The 14,421-nt window shown below is 41.9% G+C and carries 12 protein-coding genes; 5 read left to right on the forward strand and 7 right to left on the reverse strand.

Annotation, left to right across the window (positions count from 1 at the left end; all coding sequences use genetic code 11):
• Positions 1 to 4: 4 nt before the first annotated feature.
• Positions 5 to 955: an ABC transporter substrate-binding protein gene (locus ASU35_RS14245; protein WP_058353649.1), complete on the reverse strand. Its 951-nt coding sequence runs from the start codon at positions 953 to 955 to the stop codon at positions 5 to 7.
• A 110-nt stretch (positions 956 to 1,065) separates the two neighbouring features.
• On the opposite strand from ASU35_RS14245, the gene ASU35_RS14250 reads away from it, so the two are divergent.
• On the forward strand, positions 1,066 to 1,770 hold the full coding sequence (locus ASU35_RS14250) for a Crp/Fnr family transcriptional regulator (protein WP_058353650.1): 705 nt from the start codon (positions 1,066 to 1,068) through the stop codon (positions 1,768 to 1,770).
• A gap of 42 nt (positions 1,771 to 1,812) precedes the next feature.
• Here ASU35_RS14250 and ASU35_RS14255 read toward each other — a convergent pair whose 3' ends face one another.
• From ASU35_RS14255 to murC, 4 genes are all read right to left on the reverse strand, one after another.
• A complete protein-coding gene (locus ASU35_RS14255) occupies positions 1,813 to 2,985 on the reverse strand; it encodes a ribose-phosphate pyrophosphokinase (protein WP_058353651.1) in 1,173 nt (390 codons plus the stop codon).
• Positions 2,986 to 3,046: 61 nt separating this feature from the next.
• Positions 3,047 to 4,057 (reverse strand): ATP-binding protein, encoded by a 1,011-nt coding sequence (locus ASU35_RS14260; protein ID WP_058353652.1) that lies wholly within the window; start codon positions 4,055 to 4,057, stop codon positions 3,047 to 3,049.
• A 37-nt stretch (positions 4,058 to 4,094) separates the two neighbouring features.
• Positions 4,095 to 5,132 carry a DnaD domain protein gene (locus ASU35_RS14265; protein ID WP_058353653.1) on the reverse strand — a complete coding sequence of 346 codons (1,038 nt, stop codon included), beginning with the start codon at positions 5,130 to 5,132 and terminating at the stop codon, positions 4,095 to 4,097.
• A gap of 245 nt (positions 5,133 to 5,377) precedes the next feature.
• The gene (murC, locus tag ASU35_RS14270) at positions 5,378 to 6,757 is read right to left on the reverse strand and encodes a UDP-N-acetylmuramate--L-alanine ligase (protein ID WP_058353654.1); all 1,380 of its coding nucleotides are present in this window, start codon (positions 6,755 to 6,757) and stop codon (positions 5,378 to 5,380) included.
• A gap of 213 nt (positions 6,758 to 6,970) precedes the next feature.
• Between murC and ASU35_RS14275 the strand changes: the two genes are divergently transcribed.
• From ASU35_RS14275 to spoVG, 3 genes are read left to right on the forward strand one after another with little or no spacing between them, the layout of a single operon-like run.
• Entirely contained in the window at positions 6,971 to 8,245 is a 1,275-nt protein-coding gene (locus ASU35_RS14275; RefSeq protein ID WP_058353718.1) for a glucose-1-phosphate adenylyltransferase, read from the forward strand.
• Complete coding sequence (gene glgD, locus ASU35_RS14280; RefSeq protein ID WP_058353655.1) at positions 8,242 to 9,363, forward strand: glucose-1-phosphate adenylyltransferase subunit GlgD; 1,122 nt, start codon at positions 8,242 to 8,244, stop codon at positions 9,361 to 9,363. The genes ASU35_RS14275 and glgD overlap by 4 nt, the downstream gene beginning before the upstream one ends.
• 15 nt (positions 9,364 to 9,378) lie before the next feature.
• Positions 9,379 to 9,657 carry a septation regulator SpoVG gene (gene spoVG, locus ASU35_RS14285; protein WP_058353656.1) on the forward strand — a complete coding sequence of 93 codons (279 nt, stop codon included), beginning with the start codon at positions 9,379 to 9,381 and terminating at the stop codon, positions 9,655 to 9,657.
• A 64-nt stretch (positions 9,658 to 9,721) separates the two neighbouring features.
• Here spoVG and ASU35_RS14290 read toward each other — a convergent pair whose 3' ends face one another.
• Positions 9,722 to 11,350 (reverse strand): putative polysaccharide biosynthesis protein, encoded by a 1,629-nt coding sequence (locus tag ASU35_RS14290; RefSeq protein ID WP_058353657.1) that lies wholly within the window; start codon positions 11,348 to 11,350, stop codon positions 9,722 to 9,724.
• Positions 11,351 to 11,379: 29 nt separating this feature from the next.
• On the reverse strand, positions 11,380 to 12,774 hold the full coding sequence (gene asnS / locus ASU35_RS14295; RefSeq protein ID WP_058353658.1) for an asparagine--tRNA ligase: 1,395 nt from the start codon (positions 12,772 to 12,774) through the stop codon (positions 11,380 to 11,382).
• Positions 12,775 to 13,013: 239 nt separating this feature from the next.
• Between asnS and ASU35_RS14300 the strand changes: the two genes are divergently transcribed.
• Positions 13,014 to 14,393, forward strand: a complete 1,380-nt coding sequence (locus ASU35_RS14300) for a PTS mannitol transporter subunit IIBC (protein WP_058353719.1) — start codon at positions 13,014 to 13,016, stop codon at positions 14,391 to 14,393.
• The last annotated feature ends 28 nt before the right edge of the window (positions 14,394 to 14,421 follow it).

Here is a 14,421-nt window from a genome sequence, read left to right on the forward strand (position 1 = left end):
GATACTATTCTCCTCCGTATAAAATATCGGCCAGAAACCTGTAGCTTTCAGGCCAGCGTTTGTTCGGCTTATTTTGAAATAACTCCTTTGGAAGAACATAGTAATTTCCCTGCTGTACAGCGTCTAAGGAGCTCCAGGCCGGATTTGATATCAGAAGCTTATCAAGGCTTTTTTGTGCAGCAGCCTCAGAGTTTCCCATGGTGGTTACAAAAATATAGTCAGGGGAAGCAGCAATAATTGCTTCGAGACTTAGGTTCTCTGAAAAAACAGAATCAGAATCGGCAATATTAATACAGCCAAGGTCATGGAGCATGGTGCCGGTCATGCTGCTGCTGTCCTTTGCTTTCACACCCTTGGAATAGGCACGCAGAAACAATACAGAAGGATGGCTTCCATCACTACGGCTAATCTGCTCTTCAATGGCGGTTCGAAGTGTGAGCACATTTTCATCATATAGGTCGCTGCGGCCTGTGATGTCAGTAAAAATCTTCATCATCCTTGCATAGTCGTCAAAGGTTTCTACATCAAAATAGGCAGTAGGAATATCAGCAGCCTTTAGCTGTTCCTTAAGCTTTATATGATATGGAATGTTTGCAGAGAGAATCACAAAATCGATATCATTTGAAATCATAGCTTCCAGATTTGGAGAAGACAGGCTTCCTAGGGAAATCGTATCTGGATCCAGAGAAATATTTGAAATAGACCAGGTATCCTCTGTAGTAGCATAGACAGAACCACCAGCTAAAAGCCAGGCATCGGCCAGACTGCCAGAGAGTACTGCTGTCTTCTGGGGATTAGCAATTGTCACATTGTTATCCAAATCATCTGAAAAGGAAACTGCCTCCGGCATCTGTGAGGCAGAGGTCTCTGGCTCCTGGGTAGTGGCTCTGCTGCAGCCAGATAGGAAGATGCAGCAAAAAAACAGAAAGCAGAGTTGTCGTTTAAGCTTGGTCATAGTATAATTCCTCCATGTCGGTAATAACTATATTGAAACAAAAAGCAGAAAAATATAATGTTGCACATGCAACATTAAAAAATACTATAGGAAAAATGAGGTAAAAAGGAATGACAAAAAGGATGGAAGACTATATCCCTGAACTAAATAAAATGCCGTTATTTTCTGGAATTAAGGAAGATGATATAGTTAACGTACTAAGCTGCCTGGGGGCATTTAGAAAAGAGTATAAAAAAAGGGAATACATTATTCTCTGTGATGATGATGTACATTCGGTGGGAGTTATTCTCCATGGAAAGGTGCAGATGCTCCGGGAAGATATGTGGGGTAATAAGTCAATTTTAACCAGTATGATTACGGGTGAGCTGTTTGGAGAAACTTTTGCCTGTGGGAGCCTGTTGCGTTCTACGGTTTCCTTTTTGGCGGTGGAAGAAACAAGAGTCCTTTTTCTGCCCTTTGAAAAAATGATGAAATCCTGCACTATGTCCTGCATTTTTCATCATAGGCTGATAGAAAATATGGTTACTTTAATTGCAGATAAAAATGTACAGCTCATGGAAAAAATAGATATTATTTCTAAAAATTCCTTGCGGGAAAAGATATTGGCATATCTGCTTTTTCAAGAGGAGCATCAGCAAAGTCCTTATATAGAAAGTCCTCTTGGAAGAGTGCAACTGGCAGAATACCTCCACGCAGATAGAAGTGCCCTCACAAGAGAGTTGAATTTAATGAAAAAGGATGGACTGATTGATTTTGAAAAAAATTCCTTCCGGATTACAGGGAAATTGGACAGGCCTTCTACTTGCGGTAAATAATAGAGAGATTTCTATAAAACTTTATAGAAATCTCTCTATTATTTAAATCTGCTTATACTCCTTCAAAATCTTCTGAATTCTCTCTGTTGGGCTTAACAGGCTGGAAATAGAAGAGTCGTGGTTCAGGGTATCAATCATAAGGGCAATATATTTGCTCATATCAGCAGATATATACCATTCTCTCTTTAAAAGCTCTTCTGGCTGATATACCAGGTTAGTGGTCAGTACACAGTGGATTAGCCCCTCCTCGTAAGCCTGATCAAACTTCTCCAGGCCGTTGGTAAACAGACCAAAGGTAGAAGCAACAAAGATACGGCCGGCCTTTCTCTTTTTCAACTCGCGGGCTACATCCAGCATACTTTCACCGGAAGAAATCATATCATCAATAACAAGCATATCCTTACCTTCTACATTGTCACCCAGAAATTCATGGGCAACGATAGGATTACGACCATTTACAATATGAGCATAGTCACGGCGTTTGTAGAACATACCCATATCAATACCAAGGATATTTGCATAGTAGATAGCTCTGCTCATAGCCCCCTCATCCGGGCTGATAACCATCATTTTGTCAGCCTTGAACTGTATATCAGGTACATTTTTAAGCAATGCCTTGATAAACTGATAAGTAGGCTGAACCGTTTCAAAGCCTTTTAAAGGAATAGCATTCTGGACTCTTGGGTCATGGGCGTCAAAGGTGATAATGTTATCTACACCCATAGAGGTCAGCTCCTGTAAAGCGAGGGCACAGTCCAGGGACTCTCTGCCGCTCCTCTTGTGCTGGCGGCTCTCATACAGGAAAGGCATGATAACGGTAATACGATGTGCCTTTCCTCCTACTGCGGCAATGACTCTTTTTAAATCCTGGTAGTGGTCATCCGGCGACATATGATTTGTCTGACCGCATACGGTATAGGTCAGGCTGTGGTTACAGACATCTAAAAGGAAGTACAGATCTGCTCCACGAACCGATTGTCGGATAGTACCCTTTGCCTCACCAGAGCCAAATCTTGGACATTTGGCATCGATAAGATAGGTATCCCTCTGGTAGCCGGCAAAAGAAATCGTGCTTTTATGCTCGCTTTCCTTAGAACGACGCCATTCAACGATATAATCGTCTACCTTTTTTCCCAGAGACTTGCTGCTTTCGAGGGCAACAATACCTAGCTTTCCAACAGGGATTGTTTCGATTTGCTTGTCTTGTGCTGACATATTTGATTTCCTCCATAAAGTATATAAAAGTTAATAATGTACAAAGCCATGTTCATTTATATCATTTTCGACCCATTTCGTCAAGGAAAATCGCCTTTTTTAGACGAATATCTGTGCCGGTAAGCTTCAAAAGGCGATAGCTGCTTAGGATTCGGGAGAAAACCCGCTCACTGTAAAGACGGTTTAAGTCATCCAGGGAAAGGTTAGTCGATATAATTGTAGCCTTCTGCTTTAAAAGCCGTTCATTGACACAGAGGTAGAGCTGTGAAGCCAAAAAACTGTTGGTAGACTCCGTACCCAGGTCATCAATAATTAAAAGGTCAGAGTCCAGAATATAGTGTACCTTTTCTTCAATAGAAGAGTATTCCTCAGGGCTTCGGTTAAATTTGTATTTTTCCAGAATATCAAAAAGCTGGAAGGCGGTCAGATAAACAACAGTGTGTGCTTGGTCCAAAAGCTCCTTTGCAATACAGTTACAAAGAAAGGTTTTGCCGACACCGGTATTGCCATAAAGTAAAAGTCCGTCCTTTTTTTTGTCGAAATTACGGATAAAGTCATGACATTCATTTAAAACCCGGAGAATATTGTCGCGGGGGGTAAGACCGGTGCTTTCCTCTATCCGGTCATCAGGATAATAGTCAGTTTGAAAGGTGGAAAAATTCTCTTCTGTAAGAATGGAGCTTAGGTTGGACTGGGAGTATAAAAAATTAACAATGGTCTGTTTCAGACAATGACATTTTTCATTGCCGATATAACCAGTATCCTGACAGTCCGGGCAGGTGTAGACCGGTTCCAGATAATCAGCAGGATAACCGTGGTTTTCTAAGAGCTGGGCTTTTTCACGGATTATGGATGCATTTTCACTGGCCAGCTTATCCATAGAAATAGTATTGCCCGAAAGAGACATTTTAGCATAGACAATGCTGTTAGAGGCCAGCTTTTCTTCGAGAATGGTATATTCAGGAAGGGTATCCTTTATTTCGTTATAGCGGAGTATGGCTTCATATCTGGCCTGAAGCCGCCGCTCCTCGTAATCATTCATGATTTTGGTATAGGGAAGATTTTTAAGCATATGTGTACCCCTTTCTTAGCTGTAGTTTAAGAGCCTGTCAGGCTTTACGCTGACGGCGTAAAAGCTCCTTTTCCATGTTGGAATAATCCTCTTGGGAGTAGCTTCGCTGAGGAAAAGCATTAAACCGGTTAGGAGCTTTTGGCTGTGTCTCTGGCGGAGCCAGCCTACTGATCCGGGAGGCATTAAATTCACTGTCAAGCTTCTTAATATCCTCAAGACTTTTGACCTCTTTTTTATACCAGTTGTTAAGAATCCGGTCGGTGTATTTAAAATCCGGCTTCTGGGTATTTAACAGAGTACGGTTGCAGGCCTCAGTAATAATTTCTATCGAAAAACCAAGACCGGAGGTCCAACTGTCAATATAGCGACGTTCTGCAGCTCCAGGCATACGGTTCAGTCCGAAGGCTTTTGTAACAGCAGAATAGCTGCTGTTGTACTGAATAGAAGCATTTTCTGCCTCCTCTACGGTGCTGATGCCCTGCTCGGCCCAGGAAATAGCTACGGCCTCTATGTAGGAGGAGCTTTTCTTTCCTTTGGAAATACAGTGCTCGTATAAATAGAAAATAAGCTCTGCACTAAAATGCAGGGAATCATACAGGTAAAGAATCAGCTGTAGATCCTTTGGGCGAAGGGGCCGGGATAAATAGTTCTCAATAATGGTAATAATCCATTTAACCTCATCATCATTGGAAAGGACAGCAATCTGCTCTGTAGTATAAACCGGACGCTCCGGAAGCAAAGAGACGGAAAGGGGTTTAGCCTCTTCCATTGCTGGTCTTACTGGTGTCAGCAGGGAAATAGAAGACACAGAGCCGTCAGAGCTTGTCTGCAGCTTTAAAAGCTTTACCTTTTCCCAGTATTTCAATGCCCGAAGAATATCCTTTTCTGTCTCCTCAAGCTGGTCTGCCAGATAGGAAATGGACAAAGTCTCCGGGGTCTGGTACATGCATCGAAGCAGGTAAAGGTAAACCTTAACAAAGCTGCCGTTTGCTGCTGGCATATAGTAGTCAATAAATGTATTGGAAACAGAAGTAGCTGAGAAGCTTTCTTCTGCACATAAAGTTAAGTTTTTCATAAAAATCGCTCCTGTTTATAATATGATAAAAGGTTTTTTGAACCTGTGCATCTTAGTATAACACAGAAAAAAACTCTTGAAAATAGACGATTTTTTGCAGAAATTCAGGTGGATAAAAAAGTGGATAATGTGAATTCTGTGGATAAAAATACGGGGCTTTGATAAATAAGGGAAAAGTTATTAGCAAAAAATCCACACCCAAATTATCGACAAAATGTTGATAAGGGTGTGGATAATGTGGATAACTATAATCCAAGCAGGTCTTCTCCCACAGATACAATGTTTCCGGCACCCATAGTTATCAACAGATCACCGTTGGAGCAATTTTCTAATAAAAAATCTTCAATTTCATCAAAGGACGGAAAATACCATACATTTTTTCCTAAATCTTGAAGTTCTTTTTGTAAATCTCTGGAAGAAATCTCGTCGGTATCAACCTCTCTGGCAGAATAGATATCTGCAAGAACAATTTTATCAGCCAGAGAAAGGGCCTGGGCAAAATCCTTTAAGAAAGCTTTGGTACGAGAATAGGTATGTGGCTGGAATACGCACCAGACCGGCTTATTCAGACGTTTGGCTGCTGTCAGGGTAGCTTTGATTTCTGTTGGATGGTGGGCATAGTCGTCTATGACAGTAATTCCCTTTAAATCACCCTTATACTGGAACCGCCGGTCAGTACCGCCAAAGGTAGCGAGGCCTTCCTTAATGTGCTCCATATCAATATGGAGAGAAAGGGCAATGCCAATCGCAGCAAGGGCATTGGATATATTGTGGGTACCGACAACGTGGAGGGCTACCCGGCCAAGCTCTGCACCATTATAAATGACGTCAAAGCTTCCATGGCCATTTTCATCATAAGAAATGTTGGCTGCAAAAAGATTGCAGGTGCTGTCAGCCAGGCTGTAAGTGAGATATGGACAGGCAAGGCCTTTTGTGATTTCTGTATAATTTTCAATATCGCCATTAATGACAAGGACACCGTTTTCCGGAAGCAGGTGAGCAAATTGCAGGAAAGAATGCCGGATATCATTGAGATCCTTAAAAAAATCAAGATGCTCTGCTTCAATATTTAAAATAACTCCCATTGTCGGGTTAAATTTCAAAAAGCTGTTGGTGTATTCGCAGGCTTCGGTCAGGAAGTTACCGGATTTTCCAATTCGGATATTTCCATGAAGAGCTTTTAAAATACCTCCGACAGATATGGTCGGATCCAGGTCTCCTGCCAGAAGAATATGGGAAAGCATAGAAGTCGTTGTGGTTTTCCCATGGGTACCGGCTACGGCAATGGCTGTTTCATAATTTTTCATGATCTGCCCAACCATTTCGGCACGCTCCAGCATTGGAATACCATCTGCCATGGCCTTGGAAAATTCTGGGTTATTCGGATGGATCGCTGCAGTGTACACAACGAAATCAATATCCGGAGTAATATTAGCAGCAGCCTGTTCATATACTATACGGATGCCAAGCTCCTCCAAATGTTCAGTAATGAGGCTTTCTGTGTTATCGGAGCCAGAAACGGTAAATCCGGCACTATGTAATAATTCTGCAAAGCCGCTCATACTGATGCCGCCAATGCCGATAAAATGAACATGACATGGATGGGTAAAATCAATTTTATACATAAAGAGCACTTCCTATTCTTTGTTTTATACTGTTATTATACCCGTTTTTGCAAGAAAAACAAACAGAAAATTGGAATAGGACTAGAGAACTAAGGTTATTTGTTTAATTTGCCAAAAAAATCCATAAATAATATAAAAAATTTAGGAAAAATAATTCACTTTTTCAGAAAAGAATGGTATAATATTGATATTAAATTGACAAGAGGTGATTGTGTGATTAAAAAAGAAATGATCGCCATGCTTTTAGCAGGGGGACAAGGCTCCAGATTAGGTGTACTGACAGCTAATATTGCAAAGCCTGCAGTAGCTTTTGGCGGCAAATACCGTATTATTGATTTTGCATTAAGTAATTGTATTAATTCGGGTGTAGATACCGTAGGTGTTCTGACCCAGTATCAGCCTCTCAGGCTGAATACCCATATTGGTATTGGAATCCCTTGGGATTTAGACCGCAATGTTGGAGGAGTTTCTATTCTTCCACCCTATGAAAAGAGTACAAACAGCCAGTGGTATACTGGAACGGCAAATGCTATTTTTCAGAATCTGGAGTATATGGAGTACTATAATCCGGAATATGTACTGATTCTGGGTGGTGACCACATCTACAAAATGGATTATGAGGTTATGCTTAAGTTCCATAAGGCAAATAAAGCAGATATCACGATAGCGACCATTCCGGTGCCAATGGAAGAAGCAAGCCGTTTTGGCGTTGTTATTACTGATGAGACGAAGAGAATTCAAGAGTTTGAAGAAAAGCCTCCGATACCAAGGAGTAATCTGGCTTCCATGGGTATCTATATTTTCTCCTGGCCAGTATTAAAAGAAGCACTAATCACCTTAAAGGAGCAGAAGGGCTGTGATTTTGGAAAACATATTATTCCATACTGCCATGAGCGTGGAGATCGCATTTTTGCGTATGAGTATAATGGCTACTGGAAGGACGTTGGAACCTTAGGATCTTACTGGGAATCCAACATGGAGCTCATTGATCTGATTCCAGAGTTTAATCTTTATGAAGAATTCTGGAAGATTTATACGAAGAGTGACCAGATTCAGCCACAGTATATTTCTGCAAATGCAGTGATTGATAAGGCAATTATTGGCGAATCGGCAGAGATTTATGGTGAAGTACATAATTCTGTTATTGGTGCCGGTGTTTATATTGGTGAAGGTGCAGTAATAAGAGATTCTATTATTATGAACGGAGCACGGATTGGTGACAGAAGTGTGATTAATAAAGGTATTATTGCAGAGAAGGTAATTATTGGCAATGACTGCCAGATTGGTGTTGGTGAGGAAGCAGAAAATAAATGGAAGCCAGATATTTATGCTTTTGGACTGGCTACAATAGGTGAAGGCAGCGTTATACCAGGCGGCATCAAAATTGGAAAGAATACGGCAATTTCTGGTGTAACAGAACCGGCAGATTATCCTGGTGGATGTCTGGTGAGCGGAGAATCAATAATAAAGGCAGGTGACATAAAATGAGAGCATTAGGAATTGTTTTGGCTGGAGGAAACAGCAACAGGATGAAAGAGCTGTCCCATAAAAGGGCAACAGCAGCGATGCCGGTGGCAGGAGGCTTCCGTGCGATAGATTTTGTACTCAGCAACATGTCCAACTCTCATATTCAGAAGGTTGCTGTGCTGACCCAGTATAATGCAAAGTCTTTAAATTTACATTTAAGTTCTTCTAAATGGTGGGATTTCGGACGTAAGCAGGGAGGTCTTTATCTGTTTACACCTACGATTACCCAGGACAATGGCTTCTGGTATAGAGGAACGGCGGATGCGATTGCACAGAATCTTGACTTTTTAAAAAGCAGTCATGAGCCATATGTAGTGATTGCTTCCGGTGACTGTGTTTATAAGCTGGATTTTAATGAGGTATTGAGCTACCACATTGCTAAGAGGGCAGATGTCACCATCGTGACCAAACAGATTGGAAAGGATGAGGATGCTACTCGTTTTGGTACGATAAGAACCAATGCAGACGGAAGAGTCATTGAATTTGAAGAGAAGCCGGTAGAAACACAGGAAACAAAAGTTTCCACCGGAATTTATGTTATCCGTAGACGCCAGCTGATAGAGATGATTGAACGCTCTATGGAAGAGGAGCGGTACGATTTTGTAAAGGACATTCTGATACGTTATAAAAATATAAAGAAAATCTACGCTTATGATATGGAAAGCTACTGGAGCAATATTGCTACAGCGGAGTCCTATTTTAAGACAAATATGGATTTCTTAAATAAAGAAATCAGAGACTACTTCTTTAATGAATACCCGAGTATTTACTCTAAGGTAGAAGATTTGCCGCCAGCAAAATATAATGCCGGAGCAAATGTAAAGAATAGTCTGGTAGCCAGTGGATGCATCATTAATGGAACCGTAGAGAACTCGGTATTATTTAAGGAAGTCTTTGTAGGAAATAACTCTACGATAAAGAACTCTATTATTTTAAATGATGTATATATTGGAGACAATGTACATATTGAGAATTGCATCGTAGAAAGCCGGGGTACTCTTCGTGTCAATACAAATTATATCAATAATGAAGATGAGGTTAAGGTTATTGTAGAAAAGAACGAAAGATATGTTTTATAAACAGGGGGATTTTCTATGCAGATTACGGACGTGAGAGTAAGGAAAGTGACAAAAGTAGGAAAAATGAAAGCTATTGTTTCGATTACCTTGGATAACGAATTTGTTGTCCATGATATTAAGGTAATTGAAGGTGACCAGGGATTGTTTGTTGCCATGCCAAGCAGAAAGGCAGGGAATGGGGAATACCGGGATATTGCCCACCCAATTAATTCAGAAACCAGAGAGCGTGTGCAAAAGGCCATTCTGGAAAGCTATGAAAGGGCATTAGAGGAAACAGGCGAAGAAATTGCATAGTAATTACTAATAAAAAGATGCTGTCATTAAAGTGGCAGCATCTTTTTTGCTGATAGAAAAGTTTTTATAATAAATGAAGTTTTTTCCCCAGACGGATAAGGGCACCACCCTTTGGAAAACGGGAAAGCTCATCCTCAGTAATTGCCTTTGTTCCCAGGATTGCCATAAAATACACAATGACAGAAAGAGGAACAGAAACAGCCAGTCCAAGGATGTTACCAAAGCCTGCAATACGAACCAGGTAGTAAGAGGCCCAGGTGACTATGCCCATAATTCCGGCGGCGATTGCCGGAAGGAGAAAGGACTTCTTTAAATCCAGGCAAAAGCCCAGATATTTTCTTACAGACAGGTCATTTAAAATGCACATAGTCAAAGAGTAGGCTACGGTTCCCAAAAGCAGGGCATACAAATTAAGGTCTGTAAAGACTAAAAGCGGGACCAAAGCAGCCAGATGGATAACCAGGGCAATAGCAGCATTTTGCATAGGAATATTAACCTTTCCAATACCCTGGAGTACAGCATTGGTTACCGTGGACAGAGAGTAGAAAATAATGCAGATACAGCCTGTCCTCAGCAAATCAGAAGCAAGTACAATGGTTTCCGGCTGTGGAAATAAAAGTGCCATAATCGGGTAGGACAGAACACCGATACCTATCGTGGCCGGAATTGCGAGGAGCATGGTAAAGCGGATGGCTTCGCTAATCCGGGCATGGGTCGTTTTAAGGTCTCCAGTCTCATAGCCGGCAGATACGCTCGGTATCATGGCGGAGGAGATAGAGGAGGCCAGTGCAATTGGTATATTGATAATAACGGTGTATTTTCCGGAAAATACACCGTACTGAACAGCACTCTGCTCCTCAGTCCAGTTCTTTAAATACATGGATATCTTATAGTACAGGGTGGAGTCAATGGCTGTAATGCTATTGTAAATAAAGGTACTGAAGATAACCGGAGTTACCATCAGAAGAATGGTTTTAAAAATAGCCTTATAGCTTTGTACATTGGTGTGCTGGTCTTTTTCCAGCCGCCGGTTGACAAAGGAGCAGTTAAGAAGGTAGACAAAAACCATAAATAAAAGTCCGGTCAGGACACCAGCACCTGTACCAAGAGCACCACCGGCTGCACCTTCAATCGGCACGAGAAGCTCATTGGCGGTGCCTACATAGGCTCTGGTGAGAAGCCAGGCAGCAAGGACGCTGACAACGGCATTGATAAGCTGCTCCAGAATCTGGGAAACCGAGGTCTGAAGCATAGAACCATGAGCCTGGAAATATCCCCGGAGAACGCCTAAGATACCGGAAAACAGAATCGTAGGTGCCAGTACCTTAAGGGCAGGCACGGAGTTTGCTTCTACCAGGAAATCTGCGGCAAACCAGGTGAAAAGGCTTGCAATTCCACCGACAATAACAACGTACCACAGGGCACAGATAAATACACGATGGGCATTTTTATACTCCCGCAGAGCCAGTTTGGCCGAAATAATTTTAGAAATTGCCAGTGGTATGCTGTAGGAGGAAATCAGAAGAATAATTGTATAAATGTTATATGCAGCACCATAATAGCCGTTTCCTTCATCGCTGATAATCGCAGTTAAGGGGCTGCGGTAGAGCATACCGATAATACGGACTAAAATACCGGCAGCCCCCAGGATAGCGGCTTGTTTTAAAAAACTGCTTTGTTTCTTTCCTGACATAGATATCCCCTATCTTAGCTTTATCTATATTATAAATCGCAGTTATTTACAGTTCTTGGGAATGGGATGACGTCACGGATATTGCCCATTCCGGTAAGGTACATAACACAGCGTTCAAAGCCAAGACCAAAGCCGGCATGACGAGTAGAACCATACTTTCTTAAATCCAGATAGAACTGATAATCCTCTGGTTTTAAGCCAAGCTCCTTCATACGGGAAAGGAGCTTGGCATAGTCATCCTCTCTCTGGCTTCCGCCGATAATCTCACCGATACCAGGAACTAAAAGGTCCATAGCAGCAACTGTCCTGTTGTCATCATTCATCTTCATGTAGAAGGCCTTGATATCCTTTGGATAATCGGTTACAAATACCGGCTTTTTGAAAATCTGCTCGGTTAAGTAACGCTCATGCTCAGTCTGTAAATCGCAGCCCCAGGATACCTTGTAATCGAAGTTATCATTATTCTTTTCCAGAAGCTCGATGGCTTCGGTATAAGTAACGTGGCCAAAGTCAGAATTTACCACATGCTGAAGCCGCTCTAAAAGTCCCTTGTCGATAAATTGGTTTAAGAAGTTCATTTCCTCCGGAGCATTTTCCAAAACATAGTTGATGACGAATTTTAACATGCTTTCTGCCAGAAGCATATCGTCCTTTAAGTCAGCGAAGGCAATTTCTGGCTCAATCATCCAGAACTCTGCTGCATGGCGGGTAGTATTGGAATTTTCTGCACGGAAGGTAGGACCAAAGGTGTAAATGTTACGGAAGGCCTGGGCATAGGTTTCACCATTTAACTGGCCGCTTACGGTCAGGTTGGTCTCCTTACCAAAGAAATCCTGAGTAAAATCTACCTTTCCATCTTCTGCTTTTGGAAGGCTGTCCATATCCAGGGTGGTAACACGGAACATCTCGCCGGCACCCTCGCAGTCGCTTCCTGTAATCAGTGGTGTGTGAACATATACAAAGTTCCGCTCCATAAAGAAGGTGTGAATTGCATAGGCAATCAGAGAGCGGATACGGAATACTGCCTGATAGGTATTGGTCCGTGGACGCAGATGTGCGATGGTTCTTAAGTACTCCAGGGTGTGTCTCTTTTTCTGAAGTGGGTAGTCTGCACTGGAAGGCCCCTCAATAAATACCTCGGTGGCCTGGATTTCAAAAGGCTGCTTTGCGTCTGGAGTAGCTACCAGTTCACCGGTAACGATAACGGCAGAGCCTACATTTAACTTTGTCAGCTCCTGGAAGTTGGAAAGCTTGTCCTGACCGTATACAACCTGAAGGGTTTCAAAAAAGGTTCCATCATTTAAGATCATGAATCCAAAGGTTTTAGAATCGCGGTTGCTTCGTAGCCAGCCGCCGACCTGGATTGTTTTTCCGATGTAATTTTCCTTGTTGCGGTATAAATCTCTTATTGTTATTAAATCCATCTTTCTTCTCCTCATTTCACAAATAATCTTTTGCTTTCTCTATAATAGAATATTTTTCCTAAAAAGACAAGAAAAAACTTAAAACGAAAGTTTGACGCTATCGGCTGATGCCAAAGCTTTCGCTAGTTTTGATTGCTAAACGAGGAAATGTTTCGGTATAATAAAGCTATCAAAAAGGAATTGATTGGCCAATCATGCCTTTGATTTGATATTATACTAAGCAAAGAGAGGGTATGATGATGAAAGAAAAAGTACAGGTTATTGGTAGATTTTTTAGTGGAATGGTAATGCCGAATATTGGTGCCTTTATTGCATGGGGATTGATTACTGCATTATTTATTCCGGCAGGTTGGTGGCCAAATGAGACATTAGCTGGTCTGGTAGGACCAATGTTAAACTATCTGCTCCCACTTCTGATTGCGTATACCGGTGGTAGCGTTGTAGCAGGTATCCGTGGTGGTGTTATCGGTGCGATTGCATCCATGGGTATTATTGCAGGAGCAGACATTCCTATGTTCTTAGGTGCTATGCTCATGGGACCTTTGGCTGGATGGGTTATTAAGAAGTTTGACAAGGTTCTGGAGGGAAAAATCCCAACTGGCTTTGAAATGCTGGTAAATAATTTCTCTCTGGGTATTATCGGTGCAATTTTAGCAGGAGTAGGTATGGTAGGTGCTGCTCCATTAGTAGAAGGATTAAACAGTGTTATGGAAGCGTGTGTAGGCTTCTTTGTAGACAGAGGTCTTCTTCCTTTGGCAAGTATCTTTATTGAGCCTGCAAAGGTACTGTTTTTGAATAATGCGATTAATCACGGTATTTTATCTCCACTGGGATTAAAGCAGGCAGAGGAACTTGGAAAATCCATTTTCTTCCTTCTGGAAGCAAATCCTGGATCAGGACTTGGAATTTTACTGGCTTATTGTTTGGCAGGTAAGGGAAATGCAAAGACAACAGCTCCAGGAGCTGTTATTATCCACTTCCTCGGTGGTATTCATGAGATTTATTTCCCATACATACTGATGAACCCATTGTTAATTTTAGCAGCGATTGCTGGTGGAGCTACAGGAATCTTTGTACTGGATATGTTTAACGGCGGTCTGGTTGCACCGGCATCTCCTGGAAGTATCATTGCTGTATTAGCTATGACACCAAAGGGTGGATACCTTCCAGTTATTCTTGGAGTAGCAGCGGCCTGTGCCGTATCCTTTGTAGTGGCAATTCCAATCCTTAAGTTTGCAGGAAAGGATGAAGATATTGAAGAGTCCCAGGCAAAGGTAACCGAGATGAAGAAGCAGTCTAAGGGTGTAAAGGAAGAAGCTGCTGTTACTGTAGAAGCAAAGGATGTAACAAAGATTGTATTTGCCTGTGATGCAGGTATGGGTTCCAGTGCGATGGGGGCTGCCGTACTTCAGAAAAAGCTTGCTGAGGCAGGACGGAAGGATATTAAGGTGGAGCATGCGTCTGTATCATCAATTCCGGCAGATGCACAGATTGTAGTGACACATCAGGATTTAAAGGAGAGAGCTGCACACTCTAATCCAAAGGCACAGCTGGTGCTGATTAAGAATTTCCTTGCAGCACCGGAATATGATGAGCTGGTAGTACATCTTACCAAATAATAGCCGGATGTGAAAAAATATGCTATAA

Source organism: Acetivibrio ethanolgignens (assembly GCF_001461035.1).
Taxonomy (GTDB): domain Bacteria; phylum Bacillota; class Clostridia; order Lachnospirales; family Lachnospiraceae; genus Velocimicrobium; species Velocimicrobium ethanolgignens.

Coding starts and splice junctions, on each gene's coding strand:
- ASU35_RS14245 (WP_058353649.1), bottom strand. CDS start 955: ATGACCAAGCTTAAACGACAACTCTGCTTTCTGTTTTTTTGCTGCATC.
- ASU35_RS14250 (WP_058353650.1), top strand. CDS start 1,066: ATGACAAAAAGGATGGAAGACTATATCCCTGAACTAAATAAAATGCCG.
- ASU35_RS14255 (WP_058353651.1), bottom strand. CDS start 2,985: ATGTCAGCACAAGACAAGCAAATCGAAACAATCCCTGTTGGAAAGCTA.
- ASU35_RS14260 (WP_058353652.1), bottom strand. CDS start 4,057: ATGCTTAAAAATCTTCCCTATACCAAAATCATGAATGATTACGAGGAG.
- ASU35_RS14265 (WP_058353653.1), bottom strand. CDS start 5,132: ATGAAAAACTTAACTTTATGTGCAGAAGAAAGCTTCTCAGCTACTTCT.
- murC (WP_058353654.1), bottom strand. CDS start 6,757: ATGTATAAAATTGATTTTACCCATCCATGTCATGTTCATTTTATCGGC.
- glgD (WP_058353655.1), top strand. CDS start 8,242: ATGAGAGCATTAGGAATTGTTTTGGCTGGAGGAAACAGCAACAGGATG.
- spoVG (WP_058353656.1), top strand. CDS start 9,379: ATGCAGATTACGGACGTGAGAGTAAGGAAAGTGACAAAAGTAGGAAAA.
- ASU35_RS14290 (WP_058353657.1), bottom strand. CDS start 11,350: ATGTCAGGAAAGAAACAAAGCAGTTTTTTAAAACAAGCCGCTATCCTG.
- asnS (WP_058353658.1), bottom strand. CDS start 12,774: ATGGATTTAATAACAATAAGAGATTTATACCGCAACAAGGAAAATTAC.
- ASU35_RS14300 (WP_058353719.1), top strand. CDS start 13,014: ATGAAAGAAAAAGTACAGGTTATTGGTAGATTTTTTAGTGGAATGGTA.